At 42.5% G+C, this 17,848-nt stretch carries 16 protein-coding genes; 15 read left to right on the forward strand and 1 reads right to left on the reverse strand.

The annotated features are described in order from the left end of the window. Window positions 1-270 precede the first annotated feature (270 nt). From mnmE to ACI35L_RS04355, 6 genes are all read left to right on the forward strand, one after another. Window positions 271-1,656, forward strand: coding sequence for a tRNA uridine-5-carboxymethylaminomethyl(34) synthesis GTPase MnmE (mnmE, locus tag ACI35L_RS04330; RefSeq protein WP_049672654.1), 1,386 nt, complete (start codon window positions 271-273; stop codon window positions 1,654-1,656). A 12-nt stretch (window positions 1,657-1,668) separates the two neighbouring features. Beyond that, a complete protein-coding gene (mnmG, locus tag ACI35L_RS04335; protein ID WP_049672655.1) occupies window positions 1,669-3,558 on the forward strand; it encodes a tRNA uridine-5-carboxymethylaminomethyl(34) synthesis enzyme MnmG in 1,890 nt (629 codons plus the stop codon). A gap of 15 nt (window positions 3,559-3,573) precedes the next feature. Beyond that, entirely contained in the window at window positions 3,574-4,290 is a 717-nt protein-coding gene (gene rsmG, locus ACI35L_RS04340) for a 16S rRNA (guanine(527)-N(7))-methyltransferase RsmG (protein ID WP_049672656.1), read from the forward strand. A 142-nt stretch (window positions 4,291-4,432) separates the two neighbouring features. Further along, the gene (gene noc / locus ACI35L_RS04345; protein ID WP_049672657.1) at window positions 4,433-5,299 is read left to right on the forward strand and encodes a nucleoid occlusion protein; all 867 of its coding nucleotides are present in this window, start codon (window positions 4,433-4,435) and stop codon (window positions 5,297-5,299) included. 179 nt (window positions 5,300-5,478) lie between these two features. Further along, a complete protein-coding gene (locus ACI35L_RS04350; protein ID WP_049672658.1) occupies window positions 5,479-6,240 on the forward strand; it encodes a ParA family protein in 762 nt (253 codons plus the stop codon). Between the two features lie 4 nt (window positions 6,241-6,244). Next, window positions 6,245-7,087 carry a ParB/RepB/Spo0J family partition protein gene (locus ACI35L_RS04355; protein ID WP_049673091.1) on the forward strand — a complete coding sequence of 281 codons (843 nt, stop codon included), beginning with the start codon at window positions 6,245-6,247 and terminating at the stop codon, window positions 7,085-7,087. 31 nt (window positions 7,088-7,118) lie between these two features. Here the strand turns inward: ACI35L_RS04355 and yyaC are convergent, their stop codons facing one another. Then, window positions 7,119-7,751, reverse strand: a complete 633-nt coding sequence (gene yyaC, locus ACI35L_RS04360; protein WP_049672659.1) for a spore protease YyaC — start codon at window positions 7,749-7,751, stop codon at window positions 7,119-7,121. Window positions 7,752-8,152: 401 nt separating this feature from the next. Between yyaC and ACI35L_RS04365 the strand changes: the two genes are divergently transcribed. From ACI35L_RS04365 to ACI35L_RS04405, 9 genes are all read left to right on the forward strand, one after another. Next, window positions 8,153-8,395, forward strand: a complete 243-nt coding sequence (locus ACI35L_RS04365) for a DUF951 domain-containing protein (RefSeq protein ID WP_049673092.1) — start codon at window positions 8,153-8,155, stop codon at window positions 8,393-8,395. 128 nt (window positions 8,396-8,523) lie between these two features. Next, complete coding sequence (ychF, locus tag ACI35L_RS04370) at window positions 8,524-9,624, forward strand: redox-regulated ATPase YchF (protein WP_049672660.1); 1,101 nt, start codon at window positions 8,524-8,526, stop codon at window positions 9,622-9,624. 329 nt (window positions 9,625-9,953) lie between these two features. After that, window positions 9,954-10,247, forward strand: coding sequence for a 30S ribosomal protein S6 (gene rpsF, locus ACI35L_RS04375; RefSeq protein ID WP_269431797.1), 294 nt, complete (start codon window positions 9,954-9,956; stop codon window positions 10,245-10,247). 60 nt (window positions 10,248-10,307) lie between these two features. Further along, window positions 10,308-10,814, forward strand: coding sequence for a single-stranded DNA-binding protein (ssb, locus tag ACI35L_RS04380; protein ID WP_049672662.1), 507 nt, complete (start codon window positions 10,308-10,310; stop codon window positions 10,812-10,814). Between the two features lie 54 nt (window positions 10,815-10,868). Next, window positions 10,869-11,111, forward strand: coding sequence for a 30S ribosomal protein S18 (rpsR, locus tag ACI35L_RS04385; RefSeq protein ID WP_049672663.1), 243 nt, complete (start codon window positions 10,869-10,871; stop codon window positions 11,109-11,111). A gap of 675 nt (window positions 11,112-11,786) precedes the next feature. Beyond that, entirely contained in the window at window positions 11,787-13,760 is a 1,974-nt protein-coding gene (locus tag ACI35L_RS04390) for a DHH family phosphoesterase (protein ID WP_049672664.1), read from the forward strand. Continuing rightward, entirely contained in the window at window positions 13,757-14,203 is a 447-nt protein-coding gene (gene rplI, locus ACI35L_RS04395) for a 50S ribosomal protein L9 (RefSeq protein ID WP_049672665.1), read from the forward strand. The genes ACI35L_RS04390 and rplI overlap by 4 nt, the downstream gene beginning before the upstream one ends. Window positions 14,204-14,437: 234 nt before the next feature. Beyond that, on the forward strand, window positions 14,438-15,802 hold the full coding sequence (dnaB, locus tag ACI35L_RS04400; RefSeq protein WP_049672666.1) for a replicative DNA helicase: 1,365 nt from the start codon (window positions 14,438-14,440) through the stop codon (window positions 15,800-15,802). Window positions 15,803-15,987: 185 nt separating this feature from the next. After that, the gene (locus ACI35L_RS04405) at window positions 15,988-17,277 is read left to right on the forward strand and encodes an adenylosuccinate synthase (protein ID WP_049672667.1); all 1,290 of its coding nucleotides are present in this window, start codon (window positions 15,988-15,990) and stop codon (window positions 17,275-17,277) included. The last annotated feature ends 571 nt before the right edge of the window (window positions 17,278-17,848 follow it).

The raw sequence follows: 17,848 nt of genomic DNA on the forward strand, positions 1-17,848 counted from the left end.
CTAAGACATTTGAATAGAGAGAACAAAAGGGGCGAGGGGCGAAAATCTTGCTCCTTTTTTTATGGAAGCTTGCTTAATCCCTTGGCCTTGAAAAAACTCAGGAAAGACACTGAAAAAGAGAATGCGCTAAGATTCTTGTTATTCACATGTGGATAAGTTAAAATTAAACGTATTGCATTTCTACAGATGTGGATAAACGCGATTCATACACTAGTCGGAAAAGCCGATTTTATATAAAAGGAAGAACACAACAGGAAAGGAGTAAAAACCATGGATTTTGAAACAATTGCTGCGATATCAACCGCGATGGGAGAAGGGGCAATCGGGATTGTTCGTTTAAGCGGAGATGAGGCAATTAAGATTGCTGATTCCGTCTATCGAAGCCCGAAAGGCAAATCCTTGGCTGACGTGAAGAGCCATACCATCCATTATGGACATATGGTCGACCCTGCAACAAACCAAATAGTCGATGAAGTCATGGTGTCTGTTATGAAGGGGCCGAATACCTTCACACGCGAGGATACGGTTGAAATCAATTGTCATGGTGGACTTGTCTCCGTCAACAAAGTTCTGCAATTAGTCTTGAATCAAGGCGCAAAATTAGCAGAGCCAGGTGAATTCACGAAACGAGCATTCTTAAACGGCCGTATTGACCTGTCTCAGGCTGAAGCAGTCATGGACCTCATTCGTGCAAAAACAGATAAAGCGATGAACATGGCATTAGGACAGGTTGAAGGAAAGCTGTCCAAACTGATTCGAACACTCCGCCAGGAAATCCTCGAAACACTTGCCCAGGTTGAAGTAAATATTGATTACCCAGAATACGATGATGTAGAGGAAATGACACATCGCTTATTTAAGGAGCGCTGTGAGTACGTGAAGACGGAAATTGATAAGCTGCTGCAAACAAGTCATCAAGGGAAGATTCTTCGAGAAGGCATATCAACCGTTATTGTCGGACGTCCGAATGTTGGGAAGTCCTCTCTGTTAAACAGCCTTGTGCAGGAAAATAAAGCAATCGTCACAGACATTCCAGGAACGACACGTGATGTAATCGAGGAATATGTAAATGTAAGAGGGGTCCCGCTCCGTCTCGTTGATACAGCGGGAATCCGTGAAACAGAAGATATCGTTGAGCGAATTGGTGTTGAGCGTTCAAGAGAAGTGTTGAAGAAGGCAGATTTAATTCTGCTCGTCTTGAATAATGCTGATGATTTTACAGAAGAAGATATACGCTTATTTGAAGCGGTAGATGGCATGGATGTCATTGTCTTAATTAATAAGACAGACCTGCCGCGTAAATTGGACTTAAATCAAGTGAAGGATAAAGCGAAAGACTACCCGATTATTATGACTTCCCTTAAGGAAGAGGTAGGTATCGATCAACTTGAGGAGGCAATTGCCAGTCTGTTCTTTGAAGGGAACCTGCAGATGGGGGATGCAACCTATGTTTCGAATTCCCGTCATATCGCTCTTTTAAACCAGGCGAAGAAGGCGATTGAGGACGCGCTTGAAGGAATTGAAGCTGGTGTGCCAATTGATCTTGTCCAAATCGATTTAACAAAGTCATGGGAGATGCTCGGAGAAATTATTGGGGACAGTGTGCAGGAAAGTTTAATCGATCAGCTGTTCTCTCAGTTTTGTCTTGGGAAATAAGGAGGTTAAACAATGGCATATCATGCTGGTGAATATGATGTAATAGTAGTAGGAGCGGGGCATGCCGGCTGTGAGGCTGGTTTGGCCGCGGCAAGACAGGGTGCAAAGACGCTTGTCTTGACCATTAATCTTGATATGGTGGCATTCATGCCATGTAATCCATCTGTCGGAGGCCCTGCCAAAGGGATTGTCGTTAGGGAGATTGATGCCCTGGGCGGAGAGATGGGGAGAAATATTGATAAGACACACATCCAAATGCGGATGCTCAATACAGGTAAAGGACCAGCCGTCCGCGCACTGCGGGCACAGGCTGATAAATTTGCCTATCAAAATGAAATGAAGAAAACATTAGAGGATGAGAAGAACCTTACACTCATGCAGGGAATGGTTGACCGTCTTATCATAGAAGAAGGCGAATGCAAAGGGGTCATCACCCAAACAGGAGCAGTTTATCATTCTAAGGCAGTTGTCATTACAACAGGAACCTTCCTGCGCGGTGAAATCATACTCGGCGAATTGAAATACTCCAGCGGTCCGAATAATCAGCAGCCGTCCATCAAGCTTTCAGAACATCTAGAAGAGCTTGGTTTTGATTTGGTTCGCTTTAAAACAGGAACGCCTCCACGTGTAAACGGGGAAACGATTGACTACAGTAAAACAGAAATCCAGCCTGGTGATGATGTACCAAGAGCATTTTCTTATGAAACAACCGCTTATATTACTGACCAATTACCATGCTGGCTTACGTATACGAATGAAGGAACACATACCATCATTGATCGCAATCTTCATCGCTCACCAATGTATTCCGGCATGATCAAGGGCACTGGTCCGCGTTATTGCCCATCCATTGAAGATAAAGTGGTTCGCTTTAATGATAAACCGCGCCACCAAATCTTCCTTGAGCCAGAAGGCCGCAACACACATGAGGTATATGTTCAAGGACTTTCCACAAGCCTTCCGGAGGATGTTCAGAAGGAGATCCTTTCTACAATTCCTGGACTTGAGAATGTCCAAATGATGCGTGCCGGCTATGCAATCGAGTATGATGCGGTCGTTCCGACTCAGCTCTGGCCAACACTAGAAACAAAGCAAATTAAGAATCTTTATACAGCAGGACAAATTAACGGTACCTCTGGTTACGAAGAGGCAGCAGGTCAAGGCTTAATGGCAGGGATTAATGCAGGCCGCAGGGCTCTGAATGAGGAGGAGCTCATCCTAAGCCGCTCAGAGGCCTATATTGGAGTTTTAATAGATGACCTGGTTACGAAGGGGACGAATGAGCCCTACCGTTTATTGACATCCAGAGCAGAATACCGTTTGCTCCTCCGCCATGATAATGCAGATCTTCGCTTGACGGAAATTGGTCACAAAATCGGCTTGATTAGTGATGAACGCTACGAACGATTCCAAGAGAAAAAGGCATCCATCGAAGCGGAAATCGAAAGGCTTCGAAATACGATCATTAAGCCGAGCGCTGATGTTCAGGCTAAACTGAAAGAGTGGGGAAGCAGCGAGTTGAAGGATGGTATCCGCGGTCATGACTTATTGCGCCGGACTGAAATGAACTACCATCTTGTGAGCGAGCTCATCCCAAGTGATACAGAAATCACGGATGATGTAGCAGAGCAAGTGGAAATCCAAGTGAAATATGAAGGCTATATCGAAAAATCCATTCAGCAGGTTGAAAAGCTGAAGAAAATGGAGAACAAAAAGATTCCTGACTTGATTGACTATGATGCCATCACAGGACTCGCCTCTGAGGCTAGACAGAAATTGAAACAGGTTCGACCATTATCCGTTGCACAGGCATCTCGGATCTCTGGTGTTAACCCAGCCGATATCTCCATTTTGCTCGTCTATATCGAACAAGGGAAAATCGCTAAAATAGCCCAAAACTAATAATGAGGTAAGCACATGAATATTCGTGAATTTGAACAAGCGTTAAAGGAGAAGGGGATTGACCTTTCTCCTAAACAACTCGACCAGTTTGAAACCTATTTCAAGATGCTGGTTGAATGGAATGAAAAGGTGAACTTGACCGCCATCACAGAGAAGGAAGAAGTGTATTTGAAGCATTTCTATGATTCGATTTCTCCATCCTTCTTCGTCGATTTTTCTGAAGAGAAGTCCATATGTGATGTAGGAGCGGGAGCAGGATTTCCGAGCATTCCACTGAAGATTTGTTTCCCATCCTTAAAGGTGTCCATTGTTGACTCGCTCAATAAACGAATTACCTTCTTGAAGACTTTGACCGAAACACTTGGCCTGGAAAATGTAAGTCTCTATCATGACCGGGCTGAAACCTTCGGAAAACTATCAGACCAGCGAGAACAATATGATATCGTGACTGCTCGTGCGGTAGCACGTCTATCTGTTCTTAGTGAGCTTTGCCTGCCGCTCGTGAAGGTCGGCGGCCAATTCGTTGCCTTGAAAGGGGCCGGGGCAGAGGATGAGATGAGCACTGGGAAAAAGGCTGTCACCATCCTTGGCGGGAAGATAAAAGAAGATCATTACTTCCAACTTCCGCAAGAGGATAGTGACCGTCATATCGTTATCATCGATAAAGTTAAGGCAACACCGAAAAAGTACCCTCGGAAACCAGGAACACCGAATAAGCAGCCTCTTGAATAAAGAAACTTTAGCAGACGGGAGTACGAAAAATCTGTATAATGAAAGATAGCGATTACCAGATGAATGAGGCGTTCCCGTTTTATTGCTAAGGTTATCAACTAGGGCGTATGCTAGTTGGAAGTTTTTTAAAGGTGGTGTAGGGATGAGTAAACATCCTTTTTCACGTTTTTTTGGGCTTGGAGAAAAGGAAGAGACTATAGAAGAACATCATCAGATGGAAGAAATAAGGAATGAAGTTCATGAAATTCCAATTAATTCCATCACTCCGAATCGTTTTCAACCACGGAGCGTTTTTGTTGATGAGAAAATCAATGAGCTTGCCCAAACCATTGAAACCCATGGAATTATCCAGCCAATCGTCGTGCGTGAACTTCAGGAAGGCCGTTATGAAATCATCGCCGGAGAAAGACGTTTTCGGGCCGTCAGTAAATTAGGATGGGAAACCATCCCGGCAATTATCAATAATTTATCTGACACGGAAACAGCTTCTGTGGCCTTGATTGAGAATCTTCAGCGTGAAGAACTTTCCCCGATTGAAGAAGCCATCGCGTACAGTCAGCTGATTGAACTCCATCAATTGACACAAGAAGGACTTGCTAACCAGCTAGGTATTGGACAATCAACCGTTGCGAACAAGATTCGCCTCTTAAAGCTGCCAGAAACTGTCCAATCTGCTGTCATGAATAAGCAAATCACAGAAAGACATGCCCGTTCACTCATTCCACTAAAGGATGCTGAATTACAGGACAAGCTTGTGGAAGAGATTATTGAAAAGGGCTTGAATGTCAAACAGACAGAAGAGCGGGTCAATAAGCTTCTATCCAAAGATACAGAGAAGAAGCCGCGCTCAATCCGTAAAGCGTTCAGCAAGGATATGAGAATTGCCGTTAATACAATCAGGCAATCTATGACTATGGTGAAAGATAATGGGATAAACCTAGATTCAGAGGAAGCGGAATTTGATGATTTCTACCAAATTACAATCCGCATCCCAAAAAAGAAGCAATAATTTTGTTTATTTATGCTCCAGGCAATCAAGAAGATTGCCTGGTTTTTTTCATTTATGATACGTTTTTACATATTTCGTTATTTTCTTTACAATATTATAAATATATGGACCTCGAAAATTGGAAACATGATAAAATAGAATACGTTACAAGATGAATGAGAAATGGGGCAGGTGACAACATGGGAAAAGTAATATCCATAGCAAACCAAAAGGGGGGAGTTGGTAAAACAACGACTTCCGTCAATTTGGGGGCCTGCTTGGCGTACATAGGAAAAAAAGTTTTGCTAGTCGACATTGACCCTCAAGGGAATGCGACCAGTGGAGTAGGGATAGAGAAAGCTGACGTAGAACAGTGCATATATGATGTCCTCATAGATGATGTCGAGGTAGCCGATGTAATCAAACCGACCAAGGTAGAAAATCTCGATGTAATCCCGGCAACGATTCAACTAGCCGGCGCAGAAATTGAGCTCGTTCCGACCATTTCTCGGGAAGTCCGCTTAAAAAGGGCTCTTGAGGAAGTGTCTGATCAATACGATTACATTATCATTGACTGCCCTCCTTCTTTAGGATTATTAACGCTTAATTCCCTAACAGCTTCTGATGCTGTACTTATACCTGTGCAATGTGAATACTACGCCCTTGAAGGCCTCAGTCAATTACTCAACACAGTACGTCTAGTTCAAAAGCATTTAAATCAACAATTAAAGATAGAAGGAGTGCTTCTCACCATGCTTGATGCTCGGACAAATCTTGGCATTCAAGTCATTGATGAAGTGAAGAAGTACTTCCAGGATAAAGTTTATAAGACAATTATTCCTCGTACAGTCCGATTAAGTGAGGCACCAAGCCACGGGGAGCCCATTATTATTTATGACCCAAAATCACGTGGCGCAGAAGTATATATAGACTTGGCAAAGGAAGTGGTTGCAAATGGGTAAAGGACTGGGAAAGGGACTTGGGAAAGGTCTTAATGCCTTAATTACTAATATGGAAGTCAGCAAAGAGGAATCCATAGAGGAAGTTAAACTCTCCGATTTGCGGCCCAACCCTTATCAGCCGAGGAAGTCATTTCAGGAGGATGCCATCGAAGAATTAAAGAATTCTATCTTACAGCATGGCATTCTGCAGCCATTGATCGTCCGAAAAAGCAGCATTAAAGGGTATGAAATTGTCGCAGGGGAAAGAAGGTTCCGTGCTGCAAAAGAAGCGAAGCTTAAAACAGTTCCGGTCGTCGTTCGTGAATTCGATGATAGACAGATGATGGAATTGGCCCTGCTGGAGAATCTGCAGCGCGAGGATTTAAATCCTGTGGAAGAGGGCGCAGCCTATCAGGCACTCCTTCGAAAACTCGATATCACACAAGAAGAACTGGCAAAAAGAATGGGGAAAAGCCGCCCTCATATTGCCAATCACATCCGTTTATTATCCCTGCCAGATGACATTCAGGATTACATCTCTAATGGCAAACTATCCATGGGACATGGACGTGCTCTATTAGGATTAAAGAATAAGAGCTTAATAAAGCCGATTGCCGACAAAGCGATTAAAGCTAACTTAAATGTGAGACAGCTAGAGGAGATTATTCATAATCAAAACGAGAATGTTTCACGTGAAACAAAGAAGGAGCCGCCTAAGGATATTTTCATTCAAGAGCGTGAAAGTCATCTGCGGGAACGATTTGGAACTTCTGTAACAATCAAGAAATCAAAGAAACGTGGAAAGATTGAAATTGAATTCTTCTCAGATGATGATTTAGAGAGAATCCTTGAAATGCTGGACAAATAAAAAAACCATTTTTAATGGTTTTTTTATTTTTTCAGTTTTCCTGAAGGTGTTCATCCTCATAATTCCAATTAAATGTAGGTGAAACTGAGTTGGCATGATTATAGGAAAGGCCGGCTAAGTATATGCCTCTGGAGATGGTTTTGGCCATCTTCAGCACTAGGTTAAGACGTGTATTTTGCAGGACAAAGAATTCCATAAAGCCACTGACATTTACAATTCCTGTAATATGGGCATCGCCCACATTAGGCAGTTCCTTATTGACTCCAGCACCCGGTTTAACGGGTCCTTTCCCGATTTGAATAATGCCGACGCTTTTGACTTTACCGAGGCACGCATCAATCCCTATGATGAACGGGTTATCGTGTAATTGATGGATATTCGCTAATTTTTCCTCTAAGTTAACAGCGTGGATTGGATCATCCAATGTTCCGTAAACATAGAAGTTTGCTAAAGGCTTTTCACTTAGAAGGGTTCCAATCAAAGGTCCTAGAGCATCACCAGTTGATCTGTCAGTCCCGATGCAAACAATGACGATTGGACGATTCCTTTCCTTAGGTAAAAGAGAAATGATTTCTTTGGAGAGAACATGATGGGCATTCTCTTCTTCATAAGATATTCGATTGGCTGAGTGTCGGTGTTCAAAAAAAGAAGGCCTCATGTTCATTTGTACCACTCCTCAAGAAAGATACTATCAGTATACGGAAAAGCAAAAATATATATACATTGGAATTGAAATTAAATGCTTAAAAGTATAACTCTTAGAGATGGTTATCTGATTGGTGACTGCTTAGACAGCAGATTTTAAGCTATATACAATATACCCACTCCCTTATAGACTAGAAACATGGAGTGAATTGGTAATCTAGTAATTTTAGAATGCAGGAATAAAACGGAATAATTATTTTGATATATCATTCAATAAAGACTTAAAAAACTTTATCCTTTGTGAGTTTTTTATCCTATGACTAAACACAGGATATGATAATATGGATTGTATCAATTTGGTGAGCTAGTTTATGAGCCGGAGACTTGATCATGCTCCACTTTACGGACAAAGACAACAGGATGATTGAATTTGAAATAATAACAGGTAAAGGGTGGTTTAGTTTGGATGAGAAAGAATTTGCCTTGAATGATATTGTTGAAATGAAGAAACAGCATCCATGCGGGGTGAACCGCTGGAAGATCATCAGAATTGGCATGGACATCCGGATTAAATGTGAGGGCTGCGGGCACAGTGTCATGCTGCCTCGCAAGGAGTTCGTGAAGAAGATGAAGAAGGTTGTTGAGAAGCACGAAGCTAGCTGAATACCTCAGCAGGCTAGGAAGAAAACAGACTCGACCGCTTGTCATTTACACACGTAGTCTCTATAATTGGAAAAGGTTTAAGTGATTATTGACATGTTTACATGTTTTACACATAAGGAGTGAATGAATTGGCATTAACAGCTGGAATCGTTGGATTACCGAACGTCGGAAAATCCACACTTTTTAATGCAATTACCCAGGCAGGTGCAGAATCAGCAAACTATCCATTCTGTACAATTGATCCAAACGTGGGAATCGTTGAAGTACCTGACCACAGATTACAAAAGCTAACAGAGCTTGTCATCCCGAAAAAGACAGTTCCTACTGCTTTTGAATTCACCGATATCGCCGGAATCGTAAAAGGCGCAAGCAAAGGGGAAGGACTCGGGAATAAATTCCTTTCACATATCCGCCAGGTAGACGCCATCTGCCACGTTGTCCGCTGCTTCGCTGATGAGAACATCACACATGTATCTGGCCGAGTAAATCCAATTGATGATATTGAAACCATCAACTTGGAGCTTATCTTAGCAGATATGGAAACAGTTGAAAAACGTATTGAACGCGTTGGCAAGCTAGCTAAGCAGAAGGACAAAGAAGCAGTAGCTGAATTTGAAGTCCTTTCCTTATTGAAAGAAGCATTTGAGGCAGAAAAGCCAGCTAGAGCCGTTGAATTCACTGATGAACAGCAAAAAATCGTTAAAGGTCTTCACCTATTGACGGTCAAGCCTGTTCTATATGTAGCGAATGTTGATGAAGACGAGGTTGCTGATGCATCGGATAATGAATATGTGAAACAAGTACGTGAATTTGCTGCTGGTGAAAAAGCAGAAGTTATCGTTATTTGTGCAAAAATCGAGTCTGAAATCGCTGAGCTTGAAGGAGAAGAAAAGCAAATGTTCCTTGAAGAGCTTGGCATTGAAGAATCCGGCCTAGATCAATTGATTCGCGCATCCTACAATCTTCTTGGCCTTGCAACTTACTTCACAGCAGGTGTACAAGAGGTACGTGCATGGACATTCAGAAAAGGAATGAAAGCACCACAATGTGCCGGCATCATCCACTCTGACTTCGAACGCGGCTTCATCCGTGCAGAAATTGTATCCTACGACGACCTCATGGCAGCAGGCTCTATGACAGCAGCGAAGGAAGCAGGAAAAGTCCGCCTTGAAGGAAAAGAATACGAAGTAAAAGACGGAGACATCATCCACTTCCGCTTTAACGTATAAGAATAAGCAAGGTAGCCATTCAAGTGATTGGCACTTAGACTGTAGGCACAATCCGAGTAGGATTGTGCCTACAGTTTTTTTATGTTCTTGCATTCCATATGTTAGGGGAAGTTGTTTCTAGCCTCGTGATCTCGCTTACCCTATGGAGTGCGAGGCCGTTCTGTTGAAAATACCCTTAAAAATGGGCTAAGTGTTTAAATCGCGCTAAGTTTTCATTACTCTCCTCAACCTTGCAATAAAATCTCCGCTGTAGTATAATCTATTCTTGTGAGTAATTATCGTTAATTGCTCCTTGCCCATTGGGCCGTTTAGACCAAAAGGAGGTGACAGTGATGACAAAATACGAAATTATGTATATCATCCGTCCAAACATTGAGGAAGATAGCAAAAAAGCGCTAGTTGAGCGTTTTAACAACATCTTGGCTGACAAAGGTGCTGAAGTTCTTGAAACAAAAGAATGGGGCAAACGCCGTCTAGCTTACGAAATCAATGATTTCCGTGATGGATACTACATGATCAACAAAATCCAAGCTGAAACTGCTGAGTCTGTTCAAGAATTTGACCGTCTTGCTAAAATCAGCGAAGATATCATCCGTCATATCGTAGTTAAAGAAGAAGCATAATTTTATTGGATGTTACTTGTTCCATGTGGAACAGTTTTCTAATAACGGGAGTTGATTCTGATGATAAACCGTGTCATTTTGGTAGGTCGTTTAACGAAGGATCCTGATCTCCGCTATACTCCAAATGGTGTGCCGGTTGCTACTTTCACGCTAGCGGTTAACCGCACATTTTCCAATCAACAAGGTGAACGGGAAACGGATTTCATTAACTGTGTTGTTTGGCGCCGCCAAGCAGAAAATGCAGCTAATTATCTGAAGAAGGGTAATCTTGCTGGGGTCGATGGACGCATTCAAACGCGTAACTATGAAGGCCAAGATGGAAAACGTGTATACGTAACCGAGGTACTGGCAGAAAGCGTGCAATTCCTTGAGCCAAAAGGCTCCTCATCAGGTGAGAGAATGGGCGGAAACCAATATGGAGGCAATGATAATCCATTTGGCGGTCAGGGCAATCGCAGCCAAAACCAGAATCAACGGAAGGATAGCAGTTATACGAAAATCGATGATGATCCATTCAGCAATGATGGACAAACAATCGATATTTCCGATGATGACCTTCCATTCTAAAATGAACTTAAACGCAGTGTGAAATATATAATTTAACTCAAAGGAGTGAATCAAATGGCAGGCGGACGCAGAGGCGGACGTGCAAAACGCCGTAAAGTTTGCTACTTCACAGCAAACGGCATTACGCACATCGATTACAAAGACGTAGATCTTCTTAAAAAGTTTATCTCTGAACGCGGAAAAATTCTTCCACGTCGTGTGACTGGAACTAGCGCTAAGTACCAACGTAAATTGACTATCGCAATTAAACGTGCTCGTACTATGGCTCTTCTTCCATTCGTTGCAGAAGATAAGTAAGAACGATAAAAAACACAGCAGGTTTCGACCTTGCTGTGTTTTTATTTTTCAGGGACTTTAAGGAAGACAGAAACACTCTCCATTGATAGACGTAGTTCAATTTTTTCTAAATTGATATAGCACTATATAATTTATTCACATAATACCCCTGTAAGTTGTTGAGGTGATGATGACCTTCATCTTAAGGGATAGATAGGAAACAAAATAAATCGGTTGTTCTTTTTGAAGAACGCTTTTCTGGACAAAAAATCTATATTCTTCTCCGTCATCTCCCTAAAAGTCCACACTGCTATTCATATCCTTTGGAAATATAATCAATGGATAACATTCTGTACAAAAGTGTCCTATGGAATGGTACCGGGAAAAACAAAAGGGAAATCGTCCTTTAGAATAGGGCTATATAATCAATATAGGACAAAATAGCATATGCGGGGAATGAATTACACAGATAAGATATTCCCGGCTTTATAAAAAAGATTTCGGGGGAGAATAAACAAGGATCGTTCATATCATTATAGGCGTTATTACTGTTATTTCGTTTTACTTATACTAAAATGATAATTAGCTATGTCTGAATATACATGAGAATTATTACCATGTTGGTCATGGTGCTATACTATCAAGTATAATAGATGTAATACATAATTGACCTCATTTTAATTAGGAGCTGAAACCATGCCGTCTTATTTAAAAAAGCAAGCGATTCGCTATCCGATTTACGCTTTGATAAGCGTAAGCGTGATGATTGTTGGCATCCTTGCTTATTATAATTGGATTTTTGCATTAGTGGCTTCTTTGCTCTTTGTCACCTTTTTCTTTTTGATTCTGCAGATTGAGTCTGCAGTACGAAAAGAAACAGAGGTATACATCTCTACCCTTTCTTATCGGTTAAAGAGGGTTGGAGAGGAAGCGCTTTTAGAAATGCCTATTGGCATTTTATTGTACAATGATGAGTTTTTAGTTGAGTGGGCCAATCCATATATGGCCAAATGCCTTGAAGAGGATACTTTGGTAGGCAAGTATATAGAACAGGCGGCAGAACCGCTGCTTCCTTTTCTCCGCAAACAGGAGACCGAGACCATCCTGACATTTTATAATCGGGAATACCGTATCGTCCATAAACCGGATGAGAAGCTGCTTTATTTCTTTGATGTGACTGAGCAAACAGAGATTGAGAAGCTGTATGAGGATGAACAGACTGTTATTGGAATCATCTTCCTTGATAACTATGATGATGTGACCCAAGGGATGGATGATCAGCGGAAAAGCGGGCTTAATAGCTTCGTTACATCCTTGCTGAATAATTGGGCGAAGGAATACGGTGTTTTTTTGAAAAGGATATCCTCAGATCGGTTCATTGCAGTAATGAATGAAAACATCCTTACTGAGCTGGAAAAGACAAAGTTTTCTATCCTTGATGATGTAAGGGAAACGACAGCTAAACAGAATGTGCCGCTTACACTCAGCATCGGTATCGGCAGTGGAATTCCATCCTTGCCTGACCTTGGTGTTATAGCTCAATCCAGTCTTGACCTTGCGTTAGGAAGAGGTGGGGACCAGGCAGCCATCAAGCTGCCAAATGGGAAGGTGAAATTCTACGGGGGCAAAACGAATCCGATGGAGAAACGGACGCGTGTCCGAGCAAGAGTTATTTCCCATGCACTTCGTGACTTGATTATTGACAGCGATAAGGTCATTATAATGGGGCATAAATTCCCTGATATGGATGCCATAGGCTCTTCTCTTGGTGTATTGAAGATTGCCCAGATGAATGACCGCGACGGTTATATCATCCTTGATCGGGATGAGCTCGATTCAGGCGTTAAGAGACTGCTCTGTGAGATTAAGCAGAAGCCGGAGCTCGATGCCATGTTTATATCACCTGAGAATGGTGTAGAGCTTATTACCGAGAAGACACTGCTGGTTGTCGTAGATACACATAAACCAAGCCTGGTCATCGATGACAGAATCATTTCTCGTACAGAGAAGATTGTGGTGATCGATCACCACCGGCGAGGGGAGGAATTCATTGATAATTCCCTTCTTGTCTATATGGAGCCATATGCGTCCTCTACGGCTGAGCTTGTGACAGAGTTGATTGAGTATCAACCGAGCCGGGTTAAGTTGGAAATGCTTGAATCCACCGCCTTATTGGCAGGGATTATCGTGGATACGAAATCCTTTACGTTCCGAACTGGTTCGCGTACCTTTGATGCGGCTTCATTCTTAAGAGGCCATGGAGCTGATACCATCATGGTTCAGAGGCTCCTAAAGGAGAGTGTAGATTCTTACCTGCAGCGGGCAAAGCTTTTGAGCAATGTGTATTTCTACAAGGATGGCGTCGCTATTGCAAGCGGAGAGGTATCGGGCTATGTTGATCAGGTGCTGATTGCCCAAGCAGCAGATACATTGCTGTCTATGGAAGGTGTATCTGCCTCATTCGTGCTTGCGAAGAAGGAAGAAGACATTATTGGTGTTAGTGCAAGGTCGCTTGGTGAGGTCAATGTTCAAGTCATCATGGAGCAGCTCGGGGGCGGCGGTCATTTAACAAATGCGGCAACTCAGCTTGAAAAAATATCCATGCTGAAGGCAGAACAAATGCTGAAAGAAGCAATTGATGAGCAATTAGAAGGAGGTACCATTTCATGAGAGTTATTTTCTTGAAAGATGTAAAAGGTAAAGGGAAAAAAGGGGAAATTAAAAATGTGGCTGACGGATACGCCCATAATTTCCTGCTTAAACAAGGACTCGCTGTAGAAGCAACAGGCGGCAATATGAAGACATTAGAGAACCAAAAGAATAAAGAGGCTCAGGTTGCCCAGGAAGAGCTTGAAAATGCGAAGAAACTAAAAGAGAGCTTAGAAAAGCTTACAGTTGAGCTTCAAGCGAAATCTGGCGACGGCGGCCGCATCTTTGGCTCCATTACAAGCAAGCAAATTGCTGATGCCATGCAAAAGCAACATAAAGTGAAGCTGGATAAACGGAAGATTGATCTTGAAAATCCGATTAAATCTTTAGGTTACACAAAGGTGCCTGTTAAGCTTCATCATGAAGTGACAGCTACCTTAAATGTACACGTCAAGGAACAATAAGCGACATTTTCCGGGAAATAATTTCAGAAAAAAAGTGATGAAAAGCTCAAAAGCTGATTTCATCACTTTTTTTTAGTATGATAGATTTTAGTGGATAAATTAATAAATAATTACCTATACCTATTCTGTTCATTTCCATATACAATAGAAGAACAAACAGTATGAATGATATTAGAGATGCCCAGGCATGAACGATTGTCAGAAGGGCCTTATTATACAAAGGGGGTTTGCCGAATGAATGAGCTCTTTACTGATTTGGTACCGCCACAAAACGTGGAAGCCGAACAGGCTGTATTAGGAGCAATCTTTCTTGTGCCTTCCTCACTTATACTAGCTTCGGAGATTCTTCTTCCGGAGGACTTTTATCGAAGCGCACATCAAAAGATTTTCCTCGTTATGCTCAAGCTGAATGACACGGGGAAAGCCGTCGACCTAGTGACGGTAACAGAAGAGCTTAGCGCAACGAAACAGCTTGAAGAAGTTGGCGGTGTGTCTTATTTAACAGAGCTTGCCTCTTCTGTGCCAACAGCGGCTAATATTGAGTATTACGCTCGAATCGTAGAAGAGAAATCTGTACTGCGCCGATTGATTAATACGGCGACGGGAATCGTTCAAGATGGTTATTCACGTGAGGATGAAGTGGAAAGCCTGCTTGGAGAAGCAGAAAAGAGCATTATGGAAGTTGCTTCACGCAAAAATGCGGGTGCCTTCCATAATATTAAGGATGTCCTTGTTCGGACATATGATAATATTGAACTTTTGCATAATCGTGTCGGTGATATTACTGGTATTCCGACAGGGTTTAATGATTTAGATAAGATGACAGCGGGATTCCAGCGTAATGACCTGATCATTGTCGCTGCACGTCCATCTGTTGGTAAAACAGCCTTTGCCTTAAATATTGCCCAAAACGTCGCAACAAAAACCGATGAGAATGTTGCCATCTTCTCCCTGGAGATGGGAGCTGAACAGCTTGTCATGCGTATGCTATGCGCTGAGGGGAATATTAATGCCCAGAACTTACGTACAGGCTCATTGACAGATGAGGATTGGAGAAAGCTAACGCTTGCGATGGGGAGCCTGTCCAATTCAGGAATCTTTATTGATGATACACCGGGGGTTCGCATTAGTGAAATCCGCTCTAAATGCCGTCGTCTTAAACAGGAGCATGGTCTTGGCATGATCTTGATTGACTACTTGCAGCTAATCCAAGGGAATGGCCGTTCCGGTGAGAACAGGCAGCAGGAGGTATCTGAGATTTCCCGTTCCTTAAAGGCGCTGGCCCGTGAGCTTGAGGTGCCGGTTATTGCCCTTTCCCAGCTTTCCCGTGGAGTGGAGCAGCGTCAAGATAAACGTCCAATGATGTCTGATATTCGTGAATCCGGGAGTATTGAGCAGGATGCCGATATTGTAGCCTTCCTCTACAGGGAAGACTACTATGATAAAGAAACAGAGAACCAAAATGTCATTGAAATCATTATTGCGAAACAAAGGAATGGCCCGGTCGGTACGGTGCAGCTTGCCTTTGTGAAAGAATACAATAAATTCGTCAATCTGGAACGAAGGTTTGAGAATGACGCGTTTCCGACTGGTGCATAATAAGAGAATCCGCTGCCTGAATGGGGCGGATTTTTTATATCCCTAAAATAATCACGAACATACTTTAATTATCCAATAAAAATGTTCGTGTTTTTCTTGATAATCCTGCTCGATATTGGTACACTAAGTATGTTTGTTAAGCAAAAAGCATATGCTGATTGCTCATAAATTTTGGAGGTGTCAGAATGTCTTCAGTAGTTGTAGTTGGTACACAGTGGGGAGACGAAGGGAAAGGGAAGATCACTGATTTTCTCTCTGAAAATGCAGAAGTCATTGCTCGTTATCAAGGGGGCAATAACGCAGGACATACTATTAAGTTTAATGGCGAAACATATAAGCTACATTTAATTCCATCAGGAATTTTCTATAAGGACAAAATTTCCGTTATCGGTAATGGGATGGTCGTTGATCCAAAGGCTTTAATCGGAGAGCTTGCTTATTTACATGAACGCGGTGTTTCTACCGACAATCTTCGTATTTCTAATCGTGCTCACGTTATTCTTCCCTATCACTTGAAGCTGGATGAGGTAGAAGAAGAACGCAAGGGAGCCAATAAGATTGGTACAACGAAAAAAGGCATTGGGCCTGCTTATATGGATAAAGCTGCCCGTATCGGCATCCGCATTGCTGACTTGCTTGATCGTGAAGTATTTGAAGAAAAATTGACACGAAATCTAGAGGAAAAGAACCGGATGCTCGAGAAATTCTATGAGACAGAAGGATTTACCCTAGCTGATTTCTTTGAAGAATATTATGAGTATGGACAGCAGATCAAGAAATATGTATGTGATACATCTGTTGTTTTAAATGATGCCCTTGATGAGGGTCGTCGCGTTCTTTTTGAAGGTGCACAAGGGGTTATGCTTGATATTGACCAAGGTACTTATCCATTTGTTACTTCCTCTAACCCAGTAGCAGGGGGAGTCACAATCGGAGCTGGTGTCGGCCCGTCCAAAATCAATCATGTTGTCGGTGTGTGCAAAGCATACACAACTCGTGTAGGGGATGGACCTTTCCCAACTGAGCTTCACAATGAGATTGGCGACCAGATCAGGGAGGTAGGAAGAGAGTACGGGACAACAACTGGACGCCCGCGTCGTGTTGGCTGGTTCGACAGTGTTGTTGTAAGACATGCCCGCCGTGTGAGCGGATTGACTGACCTTTCCTTGAACTCCATTGATGTCTTGACTGGTATTGAGACATTGAAGATTTGTGTGGCTTACCGCTACAAAGGACAAATCATGGAAGAGTTCCCGGCAAGTCTGAAAGTGCTAGCTGAATGTGAGCCGGTCTATGAGGAGCTTCCTGGCTGGACGGAGGATATTACAGGAGCGAAGACGCTCTCAGACCTCCCAGCGAATGCTAGAACTTACCTGGAACGCGTATCACAGCTGACAGGCATTCCATTGTCCATTTTCTCTGTTGGACCAGACCGCAATCAAACCAATGTATTGCGCAACCCATACGGACTTTAATAAGGATAGCAAGGCAGCCTTGCCGAGCTTGTACAAAAAAGGACTGAGAATACATATTCTCAGTCCTTTTTTCCTTAGCTCTGTTAAAAATGAATGATGATAGTAGAATACCGGTAATTAACGTTTCAAGCTGTTGACTCCTGCGTGGTCAGCGGACAGGGGTGACCACGCAGATTGCCAAAGCACCCCGTCCGCCCTTAGATTCAGCCGCCTGCAACGAGGATCAGCGATTTAGATTAATCAAGCCTAGATGTCAGCGCAACATTCGTTTTTGGACACGGCAAATTCAGTCATGTTCCAACCTCTTTTTTTTTGTATAAGATTTCATTGATACGAATGGAAAGGAAATACAGGTACAAACAGCAAAGAAAATGATAAAAAAGTGAAAATATGAGCGGAGCAGCCTGTTTACAAAGCTTCGTTTGCGGGAATATAAGGAAATTGGTATTTATCGCTTATTCCAGTAGATAACTGGATTTTTTCTTAAAAAGGTGACCTAATCAAGGAGAAATGATAAAGTAAGTTTGAAGGAGTTTATAGAAAATGGGACAAGTTTTGTCCTGTTTTTATA

The organism is Pradoshia sp. (genome assembly GCF_051873915.1).
In the GTDB taxonomy this organism is placed as follows: domain Bacteria; phylum Bacillota; class Bacilli; order Bacillales; family Pradoshiaceae; genus Pradoshia.